The organism is Pseudomonas sp. GW821-FHT07E12 (assembly GCF_058986605.1).
This window is the reverse complement of sequence record NZ_JBYSVX010000008.1, coordinates 113,554-130,667: the sequence shown is the minus strand read 5'-3', so window position 1 is coordinate 130,667 and position 17,114 is coordinate 113,554. Positions and strand designations below refer to the sequence as shown.

Below are 17,114 nucleotides of genomic sequence, written 5' to 3'. Positions count from 1 at the left end.
CGCGACGGGCTTTACCGGTAAAGCCCGTCGCGACTGAAGTCGCTCCTACACAGGTCGGCATTGCCAGCGGAATCGTTCGGCCTCAAGTCACTGGGTCCCCGCCTGATCAGCCATCCGGCTGCTGAAAGGCGTCTCGCGGGGACGACGGTCGATAGGCCGCGACACATCTGCAAGCAACGAACATGGAACCCAACTACTCATCTGGTCGTCGCGGATATCTCCACACGCCGATTCGGCGCCAGACACGCGACCAGCTGCCTGCGTTGCTTGTGGTCCTCGCATTGCACGACCGGGTTGTCGCTGCCAAGGCCGTGCACGTCGATGCGTCCGGCCGGAATTCCGCGCGTCACCAGATAGTCCCTCACCGCCTCGGCGCGCCGCAGCGAAAGCTCGCGGTTGTAGCTGGTCTTGCCGATGCGATCGGCGTAGCCGGTCACGCTCAGGTTGTGGGCTTCACTGGTGCTGCGCAGTTTCTCCAGCAGGCCATCCAGTTGCGCGCGCCCCTCCGGCTTCAGCGTGTGGCGGCCGAAATCGAACAACGTATCGGCGGAAAACCGCATCGGTGCCGTCACTTCATGCGGCCTGTCATGGTGTCTTTCGGGCTGCTTAGACGCCAGCAGATCGGCGCAGGATGCCGGCTTCCAATAGATGCCGCGTACTTCTTCCTTTTCGTTGAAGTGCAGTTTGTACTGGCAGACCGTGGTGCGGCCGTCGCCGCGCAGATTGAACAAGTAGTTCCACTCACGCACATGCCATACACCTTCGCGGAAGTGCGGCGGGCCCAACAGGTTCTGCACCTGCGCCTTGGTCGTACCGGGTTCGATGCGGCGCAGGTTGTCCAGATCCGGCAATGTGCCGCCCTTGGGCCGGGCGCGCTCCGGCGCCGGGAAATCGCTCGTCCCGGCATTTGCGCCATCCTTGCCCATATGCCTGCCGAACGGCGAGGTGCTGCAGCCTGCGGCTATCGCCAACGCAGCTCCTGCTGCTACGCCGAGGGTCCATCTTGATGTGATGCAGTTCATGAGCAAAACCTCCAAGTGATCAATCGTTGGCTCGGGATGCTTCCCACTCATGGCTGCGGCTCCGATCTTGAGCGTCGGCCGGAACCGCCGTCATCGATCACCACACCAGTGCCGCCCCCACACCCACGCCTCTGTCGCCGCGCGTGTTGGAGGTGCCGCTGAGCTTGTAGACCCAGCGACCGCTCTCGGAGATGGTGGACACACCGATGGCGATCGCGGACTCGCCCTGGAAGCTGCCCAGCGCCACCGCGGTCGAACTCTGGTTCGGCATGTAGGCCTGCGGCAGGCTGGCCACTGCGATTGCCGACGCAGTACCCGCGCTCGCCTGGTTGTTCACCTTGTTGATATCCGAACGCAGGCTGTCGTAACGCTCGTCGGTGTAGTTCCGCGACCATTCCTGCAAGGCGTTCAATTGCCCCACGTTCACCGCATCGGTGGCCGATGTACCGGCAGCCACGTTGTGGATCGTGGCCGCCGCACCACCACTGTTCATCGTGACACTCGTGTAGTTGGCACTGCCATCGCTGTTGCGGTCGTATTGCACACTGCCGGCCTGGACGGCGTTGAGCTGATTGACGTTGGCCGCGTCGGTACCTTGCGTGCCGGCCGCCACGTTGGCGATCTGCCGCTCATTGCCCGCGCTCCCCACCGACACGGTGTTGTCACGATCGGCCACCGAGCCCTGCCCCAATGCCACCGCGTTGGTGCCGCTGGCGACGGCGTTGTTGCCCAGCGCCGTGCTGTTGGTCGCCGACGCCACCGCACCCGCACCGCCGGCGGAGGAATTGCTGCCCGACGAGGTTGGCGTGCTGGTGGTGGCGCCGCTGGAATTGGCACGGAACAGGCCATTGTTTCCGCTGTTCACTACCGTGGTGATCTGCTGGTCGGTATACGCATTGGCCTGCTGCACGGCATTGGCCACGCCCGACTGCAGCTGCCGGACATTCACCGCGTCGTGATCGGCCGAACCATCCGCGACGTTGGTGACCTGCCGCTCGGCACCCTGCGAACCTACCGACACCTCACCCGTCGAACTGCTGCTGTTGTTGGCCATGTAAGCGCCCGTGTACTGCTGCTGGGCACCAACCGAGGTGGTCGAGCCGGCACCCAGCGCCACCGAGTTGTCCTGGCTGGCCTGTGCGCCACTGCCCAGCGCCACGCTCGCATTGCCTCCCGACACCGCACCCGGCCCCGCCGCGACGCTGTTGCTGCCAACGGCTTGCGAATCGGCACCGGTGGAGTTGGCGTGGAAGTACTTCACGCCGCCACCATTGGCGATGTTTTCGATCTGCTGGTTGGTGGCATACAACTGCGAGCCGTTCACCGCATCGGTGCTGGTGGCGCTCAGCTCGCCAGCGGCCAGATTGGTGATCGTCACACCGCCCGCAGGCGCACTGGCGCCGCCGGTAGCGCCGAGCGTAATGGTGTTGCCGCCTGCACTGTCGTACTTCACCGCAACGTTGGCGGTGTTGTTGACGTTGCTGTTCAACGCATCCAGCGCGCCTGCCACCGTGGTCTGGTTGGTGGTGGCTCCGACTGCGCCGGTGCTGCTGACGCTGCTGATCGGCTGGCTGAAACCGCTGATCTGACCGGTGGCGGGATTGTAGGTGGCACCACCGCCCCAGGTACTGGCGACACTGCCGCCCAACGCATCGACACCGATCGCCACCGCGTAGAGCTGCGAACCATTGATCGCATCGGTGCTGGTGTCGGAAATCACGCCCGCCGCGACATTCTGCAGTTGCCGCTCCTTGCCGGCCGAGCCGATCGACACCGTACCGGCCGACGCGCTGGCAGGACCGGCCGCCGTGGTGCCGTAAAGCGCCGTGGTGCCGGTATTCACCGCACCGGTGCTCGAGCCCGAGCCCAACGCTACGCTCAATGCATCGTTGGAAACCGCGCCCGCACCCAGCGCCACCGATTGTTCGCCATTGGCCTGCGCCTGCGACCCCATCGCGATACCCGAGACCATCAGCACCTGCGTATCGCGACCGATCGCAATGCCGCCCGCCGCCGCCTGGCTGACCTGCGCGTTGTTGCCGATACCTACACCGTTATCTCCATTCACCACCGTCAGCGGACCAACCGCGATGGACTGATCGCCCACCGACAGCGAATCGCCAGCGGTGGAGTTGGCGTGGAAGTAACGCGTGCCGGTGGACGTCACCGACGTGATCGCCCCCTGCAGCTGGCGCACGGTCACCGCATCGTGCTGTTCGGATCCGTCGGCGACGTTGGTCAGCTGGCGATACTGGCCGTTCTGGCCGAACGACACCGCACCCAGCAAGGTCGCATCACTGGTGTCGTAATGGACGGCGCCGGTACCGGCCGGAATGGATCCGCTGGTGGGCGCGATGGCCCGATTGGCGATCGAACCTTGGCCGATCGCCACGCTACCCAGCACCTGCGCCTGGCTTTGCTGACCCAGCGCCACGGCCCCGTCCATGCTCGCACTCGCCTGCGAGCCAGCAGCGAACGATCCTGTACCACCCGCCACGGCCTGCGGACCGATTGCGGTGCTGTCCGTGCCCGCGGCCGAGCTGTCGGGCGCTGTGGAGTTGGTGCGGAAGTACTTGATGCCGCCACCGTTGTTGATGTTGTCGATCTGCTGGTTGGTCGCATACAGCTGCGAGCCGTTCACTGCATCGGTACTGGTGGCACTCAGATCACCGGGCGTGAGGTTGGTGATCTTGACCGTGCCTGTGGCCCCCGCACCGCCGGTGGCTCCGAGGGTGATGGTGTTGCCAGCTACGCTGTCGTACTTCACCGCGATGTTGGCGGTGTTGTTGACGTTGCTGTTCAACGCATCGAGTGCACCCGAAACCGTGGTCTGGTTGGTCGTAGCTCCCACCGCACCGGTGCTGCTTACACTGTTGATCGGCTGACTGAACCCATCGAGATTGCCGGTGGCGGGATCGAAACTCGCACCGCCGCCCAGGATCGTGGCCGTGCTGTTGCCCAGCACATCGACACCGATCGCCACCGCGTAAAGCTGCGAGCCATTGATCGCATCCGTGCTGGTCGCGGAGATCACGCCGGCCGCCACGTTCTGCAGTTGGCGTTCCACGCCGGCCGCACCCACCGAAACCACACCGTTGGCGACACTGGCGATGCCGGCTGCGGTTCCACCGTACAGCGCCGTAGTGCCGGTATTGGGTGCAGCCGTGGTGCTGCCCGCGCCCAGGGCGACGCTGTTGACATCTCCCGCCGTGGCACCGTTGCCGAGCGCGACCGCATTGGCGGCACTGGACACGGCCGCAGGACCGATCGCCACGCTTTCCGCCCCGGCCGCAGAGGAATCCGCCGCCGTGGAGTTGGCGTGGAAGTACTTGATGCCACCGCCGTTGCTGATGTTGTCGACCTGCTGGTTGGTCGCATACAGCTGCGAGCCGTTCACCGCATCCGTACTGCTCGCGCTCAATGTGGCCGGGGCGAGGTTGGTGATTTTCACCGTGCCGACGGCACCGGCACCGCCGGTCGCTCCCAGCGTGATGGTGTTGCCGCCCACGCTGTCGTACTTCACCGCGATGTTGGCGGTGTTGTTGACGTTGCTGTTGAGCGCATCCAGCGCACCGGACACCGTGGTCTGCGACGTCGGCCCCGTGATCGCCCCCGTTGTGCTGACGCCGTTGATCGGCTGACTGAAGCCGCCGAGATTGCCTGTGGTGGGATCGTAAGTAGCACCACCGCCCAGCGTACTGGCAGTCGAATCGCCCAACGCGTTCACGCCGGTCATCACCGAATTGAGCTGTGAACCATTGATCGCATCGGTGCTGGTGGTGCTGATGTCGCCGGGCGTCAGATTGGTGATCTTCACCGTGCCGGTGGCACTGGTTCCACCGGTCGCTCCCAGCGTGATCGTGTTGCCACCCGCGCTGTCGTACTTCACCGCGATGTTGGCGGTGTTGTTGACGTTGCTGTTCAGCGCATCCAGTGCACCTGCCACCGTGGTCTGGTTGGTGGTCGCCCCCACCGCACCGGTGCCGCTGACGCTGTTGATCGGCTGGCTGAAGCCACTGACCTGACCGGTGGCCGGATCGTAGGTAGCCCCGCCGCCGAGCGTGCTCGCGGTCGAGTCGCCCAATGCATTCGCACCGGTCACCACCGAGTTGAGCTGCGAGCCATTGATCGCATCGGTACTGGTATCGGAGACCACACCGGCCGCCACGTTCTGCAGTTGACGCTCCGCACCTGCCGCGCCCACCGAGACCACGCCATTGGCAGCGCTGGCGATACCCGCAGCTGTCCCACCGTACAACGCTGTCGTCCCGGTATTGGGCGCTGCGGTAATGCTGCCCGCGCCCAGGGCGACGCTGTTGGCATTACCCGCCGTGGCGCCGTTGCCGATCGCGATCGCATTGCCGGCACTGGACGCAGCAGCAGGCCCGATCGCCACACTGTCGGTGCCGGTGGCCGTGGAATCAGCCAGCGTGGAGTTGGCGTGGAAATACTTGATGCCGGCGCCGTTGTTGATGTTGTCGATCTGCTGATTGGTCGCATACAGCTGCGAACCATTCACCGCATCGGTGCTGGTGGCACTCAGATCGCCGGGGGCGAGGTTGGTGATCTTCACCGTGCCGGTGGCACCGGTACCGCCGGTCGCACCCAACGTGATCGTGTTGCCTCCTGCACTGTCGTACTTCACCGCGATGTTGGCGGTGTTGTTGACGTTGCTGTTCAGCGCATCCAACGCACCTGCCACCGTGGTCTGATTGGCGCTAGCTCCCACCGCACCGGTGGTGCTGACGCTGTTGATCGGCTGGCTGAAGCCACTGACCTGGCCGGTGGCGGGATCGTACGTAGCACCACCCCCGAGCGTGCTCGCGGTCGAATCGCCCAATGCATTCGCGCCGGCCACCACCGAGTTGAGCTGCGACCCATTGATCGCATCGGTACTGGTGTCGGAGACCACACCGGCCGCCACGTTCTGCAACTGCCGCTCCGCACCGGCCGCACCTACTGAAACCACGCCATTGGCAGCACTGGCGATACCAGCGGCCGTTCCACCGTACAACGCCGTGGTACCGGTGTTGGGTGCGGCCGTGATGCTGCCTGCCCCCAACGCCACGCCGTTGGCATTACCCGCCGTGGCACCATTGCCGATCGCGATGGCATTGCTGGCGCTGGCTACCGCAGCCGGCCCAATGGCCGTGCTGTCGGCACCACCGGCCGTGCTGTCCACACCGGTGGAGTTGGTGTGGAAATACTTGATGCCGGCACCGTTGTTGATGTCATCGATCTGCTGGTTGGTGGCGTACAACTGCGAGCCATTCACCGCATCGGTGCTGGTGGCACTCAGATCGCCGGGGGTGAGGTTGGTGATCTTCACCGTACCCGTGGCCCCCGTACCGCCGGTCGCTCCCAACGTAATGGTGTTACCGCCCACGCTGTCGTACTTCACCGCGATGTTGGCGGTGTTGTTGACGTTGCTGTTCAGCGCATCCAACGCACCTGCTACCGTGGTCTGATTGGCGCCAGCTCCCACCACACCAGTGGTGCTGACGCTGTTGATCAGCTGGCTGAAGCCACTGACCTGGCCGCTGGCGGGATCGTACGTAGCACCACCTCCGAGCGTGCCCGCCGTCGAATCGCCCAGCACATCCACGCCGGTCACCACCGAGTTGAGCTGCGAGCCGTTGATCGCATCGGTACTGGTATCGGAGATCACGCCCGCCGCCACGTTCTGTACCTGGCGTTCCTTGCCGACCGAACCGATCGACACCGTACCTGCCAGTGCACTGGCAGGACCGGCCGCCGTTCCACCGTAAAGCGCGGTGGTGCCGGCGTTCACCCCACCAGTCGTCGAACCCGAACCCAACGCCACGCTCAACGCATCGCTGGAAACCGCGCCCGCACCCAACGCCACCGATTGCTCACCGGTGGCCTGCGCCTGCGTTCCCATCGCAATGCCCGAGGCCATCAGCACCTGCGTATTGCGGCCGATCGCAATACCGCCCGCGCCTGCCTGGCTGACCTGCGCGTTGTTGCCGACACCTATGCCGTTGTCGCCGTTCACCACCGTCAGCGGGCCGACCGCGATGGCCTGATCGCCCACCGACAGCGAATCGCCAGCCGTGGAATTGGCATGGAAGTAGAGCGTGCCGGTGGACGACAGCGAGGTCATCGCGCCCGTCAGCTGCCGCAGCGTGACCGCATCGTGCGCACTCATACCATCGGCCACGTTGGTGAGCTGGCGGTATTGACCGTTCTGTCCGAACGACACCGCACCCAGCAAGATCGCATCGGTGGTGTCGTAGCGAATCACACCACTGCCTACGGGAATGAGGCCGGTGCTGGGTGCGATGGCCCGATTGGCGATCGAACCTTGACCGATCGCCACACTCCCCAACACCGTCGCCGAACTTTGCGAACCCAGCGCCAGAGCCCCGTTCACGCTTGCACTGGCCTGCAAGCCGGCCGCCATCGAAGCCACGCCGCTGGCCACCGCCTGCGGGCCGATCGCCACACTGTCGGTGCCGGTGGCGGAGGAGTCCGCTGCGGTGGAATTGGCGTGGAAGTACTTGATGCCGCCGCCGTTGTTGATGTTGTCGACCTGCTGGTTGGTCGCATACAGCTGCGAGCCGTTCACCGCATCGGTGCTGGTGGCGCTCAGATCGCCGGGGGTGAGGTTGGTGATCTTCACCGTACCGGTGGCACCGGCACCGCCGGTCGCTCCCAACGTTATGGTGTTGCCGCCCACGCTGTCGTACTTCACCGCGATGTTGGCGGTGTTGTTGACGTTGGCGTTGAGCGCATCCAACGCGCCTGCCACCGTGGTCTGGTTGGTGGTACCTCCGACCGCGCCGACAGTGCTGATGCTGTTGATCGGCTGGCTGAAACCGCTGATCTGACCGGTGGCCGGATCGTAGGCAGCTCCGCCACCGAGCGTTCCGGCAGTCGAATTACCCAACGCATCCACACCCGTCACCACCGAGTTGAGCTGCGAGCCGTTGATCGCGTCGGTACTGGTCGCCGACACCACACCCGCCGCCACGTTCTGCAACTGACGCTCCGCACCGGCCGCCCCCACCGAAACCACACCATTGGCAGCACTGGCGATGCCAGCGGCCGTTCCGCCATACAACGCTGTGGTACCGGTGTTGGGCGCGGCGGTGGAGCTACCTGCACCCAACGCCACGCTGTTGGCCTGATTGGCATTGGCACCGTTGCCGATCGCAATCGCATTGCTGGTGCTGGCTATCGCCGCCGGGCCAATGGCCGTGCTGTCCGTACCACTGGCCGAGCTGTCAACGCCGGCAGAGTTGGTGTGGAAATACTTGATGCCACCACCATTGTTGATGTTGCTGATGGTCTGGTTGGTCGCATACAACTGCGAGCCATTCACCGCATCGGTGCTGGTGGCACTCAAGTCCCCAGGCGTGAGGTTGGTGATCTTCACCGTGCTGGCAGCACCGGCACCGCCTGTAGCGCCCAAGGTGATCGTGTTGCCGCTCACACTGTCGTACTTCACCGCGATATTGGCGGTGTTGTTGACGTTGCTGTTGAGAGCGCTCAATGCCCCTGCGACCGTGGTCTGATTCGATGGGCCACTGACCGCGCCGGTACTGCTGACGCTGTTGATCGGCTGGCTGAAGCCACTGACCTGGCCGGTGGCGGAATCGTACGTGGCCCCACCTCCGAGTGTTCCAGCGGCCGAATTGCCCAGCGCATCCACACCGGTCACTACCGAGTTGAGTTGCGAGCCATTGATCGCGTCGGTGCTGGTGGCCGAGATCACACCCGCCGCCACGTTCTGCAGCTGACGTTCCGCGCCGGCCGTGCCCACCGAGACCACACCGTTGGCGGCACTCGCGATACCGGCGGCCGTTCCCCCATATAGCGCCGTGGTGCCGGTATTCGGCGCCACTGTAGTGCTTCCCGCACCCAATGCCACGCTGTTGGCGTTGGTCGCCGCAGCACCGGCACCCACGGCAACACTGCTGGTGTTGGTCGCCCGGGACTGCCGGCCGATCGCAACACTTTGAACGTTGCTGGAAAGCGCCGTATCGCCGAGGGCAATCGCATAGGTATTGCTGGCGGCGGCATGACCACCAATGGCGGTGGAAGAACCCCCACTGGCGGTAGCCGCCGAACCCACGGCCAGGCCGTTGCCATTGGTTCCGCTGCTGGCATTGACGCCGAGCGCGATGCCGTTCACACCGTTGGCCGTGCTGTTGCTGCCTACGGCCGTGGCATTGGTGCCCAGCGCGCGGGAGCCACTGCCGAATGCAGATGTATCGCCGCCCGACGCGGTAGCGCCGTTGCCCACCGCCGTGGCATTGGTTCCACCGGCGACAGCGGCTGGACCTGCTGCGGTGCTGTCAGTCCCGGTGGCGGAGGAATCGGCCAGCGTGGAGTTGGCGTGGAAGTACTTGATGCCGCCGCCGTTGTTGATGTTGTCGATCTGCTGGTTGGTGGCATACAGCTGCGAGCCGTTCACTGCATCGGTGCTGGTGGCACTGAGATCAGCGGGGGTCAGGTTGGTGATCTTCACCGTGCCGGTGGCGCCGGCCCCACCTGTGGCCCCAAGCGTGATGGTGTTGCCCCCGACGCTGTCGTACTTCACCGCGATATTGGCGGTGTTGTTGACGTTGCTGTTCAACGCATCCAATGCACCGGCCACCGTGGTCTGGTTGGTGGTACCTCCGACCGCGCCGACAGTGCTGACGCTGTTGATCGGCTGACTGAAACCGCTGATCTGGCCGGTGGCCGGATCGTACGTCGCCCCACCACCGAGCGTACTGGCAGTCGAATTGCCCAGCGCATCCACACCGGTCACCACCGAGTTGAGCTGCGAGCCATTGATCGCATCGGTGCTGGCAGCGCTGATATCACCGGGCGTCAGATTGGTGATCTTCACCGTACCGGTGGCACCGGCACCGCCGCTTGCTCCCAGCGTGATCGTATTGCCGCCCACACTGTCGTACTTCACCGCGATGTTGGCGGTGTTGTTGACGTTGGTGTTGAGCGCATCCAACGCGCCTGCCGCCGTGGTCTGGTTGGTGGTACCTCCGACCGCGCCGACAGTGCTGATGCTGTTGATCGGCTGGCTGAAACCGCTGATCTGACCGGTGACCGGATCGTAGGCAGCTCCGCCACCGAGCGTTCCGGCAGTCGAATTACCCAACGCATCCACACCCGTCACCACCGAGTTGAGCTGCGAGCCGTTGATCGCGTCGGTACTGGTCGCCGACACCACGCCCGCCGCCACGTTCTGCAGCTGACGCTCCGCACCGGCCGCCCCCACTGAAACCACACCATTGGCGGCACTGGCTATACCGGCGGCTGTTCCGCCGTAAAGCCCGGTGGTGCCGGCATGTGGTGCCGCCGTAGTGCTGCCCGCGCCCAATGCCACGCTGTTGGCATCACCTGCATTGGCGCCATTGCCGATCGCGATCGCATTGCTGACGCTGGCTGTCGCAGCGGGACCGATAGCCGTGCTATCCGTGCCACTGGCCGTGCTGTCCACACCGGTGGAGTTGGTGTGGAAATACTTGATACCACCCCCGTTGTTGATGGTGCTGATGGTCTGGTTGGTCGCATACAGCTGCGAACCGTTCACCGCATCGGTGCTGGTCGCACTGAGGTCAGCGGCGGTCAGGTTGGTGATCTTCACCGTGCCGGTGGCACCGACACCGCCAGTAGCCCCAAGCGTGATGGTGTTGCCGCCCACGCTGTCGTACTTCACCGCGATGTTGGCGGTGTTGTTGACATTGGTGTTCAGCGCACTCAACGCACCCGCCACCGTGGTCTGATTGGTGACAGCTCCCACCGCGCCGACAGTGCTGACGCTGTTGATCGGCTGGCTGAAGCCACTGAGATTGCCCGTGGCGGGATCGTACGTAGCGCCGGCACCGAGCGTGCCGGCGGTCGAGCTACCCAGCGTGTTCACACCGGCCACCACCGAATTGAGCTGCGAGCCATTGATCGCATCCGTGCTGGTCGCCGAAACCACACCGGCCGCCACGTTCTGCAGCTGACGTTCCGCGCCCACCGCACCCACCGAGACCACACCATTGGCAGCACTGGCGATGCCGGCAGCCGTACCTCCATACAGCGCGGTGGTGCCGGTATGCGGAGCCGCGGTGCTGCTGCCCGCACCCAACGCCACGCTGTTGGCATTACCTGCATTGGCACCATTGCCGATCGCGATCGCATTGCCGGCGCTGGCTGTCGCAGCCGGCCCAATGGCCGTGCTGTTGGTACCGCCGGCCGTGCTGTCCACGCCGGTGGAATTGGTGTGGAAGTACTTGATGCCAGCACCATTATTGAGACTGTTGATGGCCGTTGTATTGCTCGTTACCTGGGTGTTGGTGGCAAACAGCTGGCTGCCGTTGACCGCATCGGTGCTGGTGGCACTGAGCCGACCTGCCGCCACATTGGTGATCTGGCGCTCGTTACCCACCGAACCCACGCTCACCACGCTGGCCGGCGTCGTACCGGCAAAGTTGTAGGTGATGCCGCCGATCGTCGTGCTTGCAGTCGGGTTGGACGCTGCCGTCACGGAGCCTGAGCCCAGTGCCACGTCACCGGCCTGTGCACCGGCGCTGGCACCAAAACCGAGCGCGACTGCATTCGTCTGGCTGGCTACCGATGACTGGCCACCCGCGAAAGCACCCGCTGCCGATGCTGTGGAACCCGCACCGATCGCAGTCGAAACATTCTGTGTGGCCCTCGCCTGCGTGCCGATCGCCACCGAGTCACGCCCTGAGGCTTGCGGCCCCCCATTGAATGCATTGCCGATCGCAATGCCACCGGCATTCGTCGCCTGACCGGATCCAATCGCAATCGCCGAATTGATCGCAGCGTTGCCACCCGATGCGAGAGCACCTGCGCCCAGCGCCACATCGTAACCATTGCTCGCGTGAGCACCGCTACCCACGGCCGTTGCGCTGGCCTGGCTGGCCAGGGCCCCTACACCTGCGGCGAGTGCGTTGGTGGCAGATGCCACGGCCTGCGGACCTATGGCAATCGCATTCGTCCCGGTTGCGGAGCTATCCGCCAACGTTGAATTCGCGTGGAAATACTTGATGCCACCGCCGTTGACGATGTTGCTCAACGTCGTATTGGTGGCGAACAATTGCGAGCCGTTCACCGCATCGGTGCTGTTCGCGCTCAACGTGGCTGGCGTGAGATTGGTGATCTTCACCGTGCCGGTCGCCCCGCTACCGCCGGTGGCACCAAGCGTGATCGTATTGCCGCCCACACTGTCGTACTTCACCGCGATGTTGGCGGTGTTGTCGATGTTGGCATTGAGGGCATCGAGCGCACCGGCCACGCTGGTCTGATTGGTCGGCCCACTGACCGCACCGGTAGTGCTGACGCTGTTGATCGGCTGACTGAAACCGCTCAGGCTGCCCGTGGCCGCGTTGTAGCTGGCGCCGCCGCCCAGCGTGCTGGCCGTGGTGCTGCCAAGATTGTTGACGCCGGTCGTGACCGTAAACAGCTGCGAACCATTGATCGCATCCGTGCTGGTCGCCGAGATCACGCCCGCCGCCACGTTCTGCACCTGACGTTCCGCACCCACCGTGCCCACCGAGACCACGCCATTGGTGGCACTGGCAATGCCGGCGGCGGTACCGCCATACATCGCGGTAGTGCCGGTATGCGGTGCTGCCGTGGTGCTGCCCGCGCCCAATGCCACGCTGTTGGCATTGCTCACCGTGGCGCCGGAACCCAGGGCCACGCCCCGCGTTGCCGCAGTCTGCACCACGGCGGTATCGCCCAACGCCAACGATCCCGCGTTGTTGGCCTGCGCGGTACTGCCGAGTGCCACCGAGCCTTGCCCCAGCGCCACGTTCGCGTTGCCGATCGCCACGGCGCCGTTGGCCGCTGCGACACCGCCGGTATCGGCGGCCGCGATGTTGTTGGCACCGAGCGCCACGGCACCGGTGCCGTTGGTGATATTGGGATCGCCGATGGAGACCGCACCGTTGCCGGTCGCCTTGTTGCCAACGCCGATCGACACCGACTGCCCACCATTGGCCGTCGCATTCTGGCCGATCGCAATCGCACCCGCGGTGGAGGCCGCCGCACTCGCACCAAAGGCAATCGTATTGGCCGCCGTCGCCGCCGCGCTGGTTCCCATCGCCAATGCATTCTGTTGCGAAGCATTGGCACTGTCGCCCAAGGCAACCGCACTGGCGCCACTGGCAGTGGACAGGTTACCCGCCGCCAGCGAAGCCGCTCCTGTGGCCTTGGTCTGATTGCCGAAGGAGGCCGCCGCGAAGCTCGTCGCCTGCGTACCGACACCCAGCGCCGTGGTGTTGGTGTTGCTGGCGATGGCGCCCAACCCCACCGCCGTGGACTGCCCACCGCTGGCCGCGGCCGAGCCGCCGATCGCCGTGCCGTTGGCACCGGTCGCCGCCGATTGATTACCCACCGCCGTGCTGTTGCCACCCGAAGCGGTCGAAGTCACGCCCAGTGCCGTGTCCTGGTTGTTGGTTGCCTTGGCACCATTGCCCACCGCCGTCGCGTCGGTGGCCGAAGCGACCGTCGCGTATCCGAGCGCCGTGCTGGTGATGCCGGTAGCGGCCGAGTTGAAACCCAGCGCGGAACTGTCCAGGCCGGAAGCTTTCGCGTTGGCGCCCAGCGCCACCGTGTTGCCACCGGTGGCCGCCGCATTGCCACCCACCGCCACGTCATTGGCGATGGTGGCCGAACCGCTCACACCCGCCACCGCGCCGTTGCCCATCGCCATGCTGTTGGCGTTGTAGGCATTGGACACCGGCCCCACCGCCACGCTGTTGGCGCCCGCCGCGTTGGAATCGGCCAGCGAGGAATTGGCGTGGAAATACTTGATGCCGCCGCCATTGGCCAGATTCGTCACCTGGGTACCCAGGCTGTTCACCGCCGTGTTGGTGGCGAACAACTGGCTGCCGTTCACCGCATCGGTGCTGCTCGACGACACCCGACCAGCTGCCACATTGGTGATCGTGCGCTCACTGCCGGCCGTGCCTACGCTCACCGTGCTACCCGGCGCAGTACCGGCAAACGTGTAAGCCGTACCGTTGATGGTGGCGCCGCTCGTGGCCACGGCTGCTGCCGTGGTGCTGCCCGAACCCAGCGCAACAGCGTTCGCATTGTTCGCCACGCTGTTGGCGCCCAGTGCAATACCATTCGCACCCGACGCACTGGCGCTCGCTCCCAGCGCAGCCGAATTGCCACCGGTGGCGCTGGCCGATACACCCACCGCGGTGTCACGCGTGACCGTACCGCCGTTGATACCCGCCACCGCATTGGACCCCAGCGCCGTGGAGTTCAGATTGTTGGCCACCGCACTGATGCCGAGCGTCGAGGTACCCTGCGCCAGGCTCTGTGCATTGGAGCCGACCGCCGTCGCGTTCAATCCGCTGGCCCGTGAACTGCCACCCAGGGCCACTGCACCTTGCGAACCGTTGGCGACCGAACCCTGACCCAAAGCGATGTTCTGGCCGGTCGTACTCGTCGCGTTGGCTCCCGAACCGATCGAAATATCATTCAAACCGGACGAGAGCGAATTGATGCCCAAGGCAATCGTCTGGTTGCCAGTAGCTCGGGCGGTATCACCCAGTGCGATGGCAGCCGCCGTGGCGGCATTGCTGTTGTTGCCCAGCGCCACCGCACCTTGTCCGCCGGCGGTGGATGTGAAACCCAGTGCCACCGCGCCTTGACCGGTAGCAGTGGATGAATAGCCTAGTGCCGCCGCACCCTGCCCCGTACCCAAAGATGTATAGCCCTGTGCGACGGCGCCCGCTCCCGTCGCCCTGGAGCTCTCACCTGCGGCCACGCCGCCTATGGCATTTGCATAAGTGCTATCGCCCAAAGCCACCGTGCCAGCGGCCAGTGCCTGGTTGGCATTGCCAACGGCCATGGCGCCCTGACCTGTAGCCGTGTTGTTGGCGCCTACGCCCACCGCCCCCAATCCAGTGACCGTGTTGGGGTCACCAATCGCCACGGCACCGTCACCGGACGCCACCTGTCCACGACCGATGGCCACCGCACCACCGCCGGCCGTCGTGGAGTTGGCAGTGGTGCCCGACGAACCAATCGCCACGTTCCGCCCGGTGGCGCCACTGATCACGCCATCGCCTTGCGCAATGCCGAAAGCGCCATTGGCGGTAGCCCCCCGCCCAATCGCGATACCCGAAGTAGCCGCTGCGGCCACAACCGACTGCCCACCGATGGCCACCGCATTGGTGGCCTGCGCATTGGCGCCGGCAGTGGCATTGCCGCCCAGGGCCGTGGCGCCTGCCGCGCTTGCCGTTGTGCCATTGCCCAGGGCCGCCGAATTGCCTCCGGTGGCCCTGGCCCCGTTACCGATCGCCGTGTCGTTGGTCAAGGCCGAACCGCTCACACCCGCGATCGCATTGAGGCCCAGTGCTATCCCGTTGTTGTTGTATGCCACCGCCGTGGTACCGAACGCGATCGAATCCACGCCCACTGCGCGCGTGTTGGTCGTGGTGTCCTGAGTGGTGCCGCCCGCGACTGAATTGCCGAAAGCCAAGGCGCGGTTGCCCGTCGCATAGGCCGAGTTGCCGATCGCGATACTGCTGTTCCCGATTGCGGTCGTCGTGTTGCCGATGGCCATGCTCAAATCGCCCTGGGCCACGCCCATGCGGCCCAGGGTCAGCGAACTTCCACCACTGGCAAAGCCAGCCTGACCGATCGAAATCGCACTGTTGTTGCTTGCGTTGGCGCTGACACCCAAGGCTATCCCTACGCTTCCCGTAGCGCGCGAGCTGGAACCAATGGCCATATCGCCACTGCCGGTAGCCTGAGCATCACTGCCAATGGCCATGGGGCTGTGACTGATGGCGCTGGCACCTCCACTCGCACTGCTGCTGGGAAAACCCAGGCCATCGGTGCGGCGCTGCCCAAGGGTGGCCAGCGTAGCGTTGCTGACCAGGGAATCGGGACCGATGGCAATGGCACCGGTGATCGCCCCTGCATTCGCGCTGGCGCCGATGGCCATGTTGTTGGTGCCCGTGGCCACGGCCTGCTGCGTAAGGGCGTTGCCGTTCACCTTCACCACATCGAGCGTCACCGCCATCGGCGTCACATCCACCATCGGCGTGACCATGTCGAAATTCGCGGCGTAGCTGGGCATCGCCAGCAGCACCTGCGATGACTCGTCCTCTTCCTGGGTCGAAGGCGTACTTGCCACCGCTTCTTCTTCCTCGGTTGGTGGCTGGCTTTGCGCCAAAGCACCGACGCTGCAAGCCAGGCAGAGCAATCCCACCGCAAGCGTGCCGCGCGCGCGTCCGGCGCCATGCCGCGAGCCCCCGCTCTTTCCACGCATCCGCGCGAACTCGGAGGCCACCACCAGCATCTTCAAGGATGCGTTCCAAACCTTGCTGTAGATCTTGTTCATACCGCCTCCTCTGGGCCGTCGGGCCGCTTGTCTATGACGAAGTACGTCTGCGCATCGCGACCCGGCCATCGAAAGCGGAACGAACGGGAGAATCCCCGTCGCCGTAGCGTCGCGGTCCTGTGTCGATGGCCTCGCTCGGAACTCGGTCAAGGCCCCGGCATGGAGACCTTCGCTTTGAAGTCACGCATAAACCTTCCTGAGGGCGCGGCATGGACTCGCCCTATTAATAAATTTGAATATCACTTCGTCGGCACGACATCAGGCATTCCGGCCAATGACCAGAATTCACATGCCCCAGAAGTTTTTGAACAAAAAAATCCCTACACCGCGAGATCCATTAAACTCGCGGAAAGATAATGTTTATTCGGGATACGAATCACACAATCACGAGAAGTTGACGGCATCCACTGCTCCAATACACCTAAATATCCAGCTCCCATGCCCCTAACCCGTATTGCGCCCAGCCCGATCTTCAGCAGATGGATATGTGGTCAATCAGTGCGGCATCACGCGCCATGCACATAATATTCGTTGCCACACACCCAGTGTTTCTCCCGAATTAAAGCAAGGCATCTCCTTGCATGCACCCGTCTAGATCAAAACGGATCGATGGGACTCACGCGCCTCAAATTAATAACCACCAATGCGTCCTTTGGGAGGCGTATCGATATCTCACCGCATATCTAGAGCACGTGAAATCATCTTATTTCACGCGCCCTTTAAATTCCCTTCACTGCTTA

Annotated in this window: 2 protein-coding genes; both read right to left on the bottom strand. The window is 64.4% G+C overall.

Annotated elements, in window-relative coordinates; genetic code table 11:
• Positions 1–197: 197 nt before the first annotated feature.
• A complete protein-coding gene (locus tag AC3WJE_RS07480; RefSeq protein WP_493730161.1) occupies positions 198–971 on the bottom strand; it encodes an outer membrane protein assembly factor BamE in 774 nt (257 codons plus the stop codon).
• 148 nt (positions 972–1,119) lie between these two features.
• On the bottom strand, positions 1,120–16,374 hold the full coding sequence (locus AC3WJE_RS07475; RefSeq protein ID WP_493730160.1) for an ESPR-type extended signal peptide-containing protein: 15,255 nt from the start codon (positions 16,372–16,374) through the stop codon (positions 1,120–1,122).
• Positions 16,375–17,114: the final 740 nt, after the last annotated feature.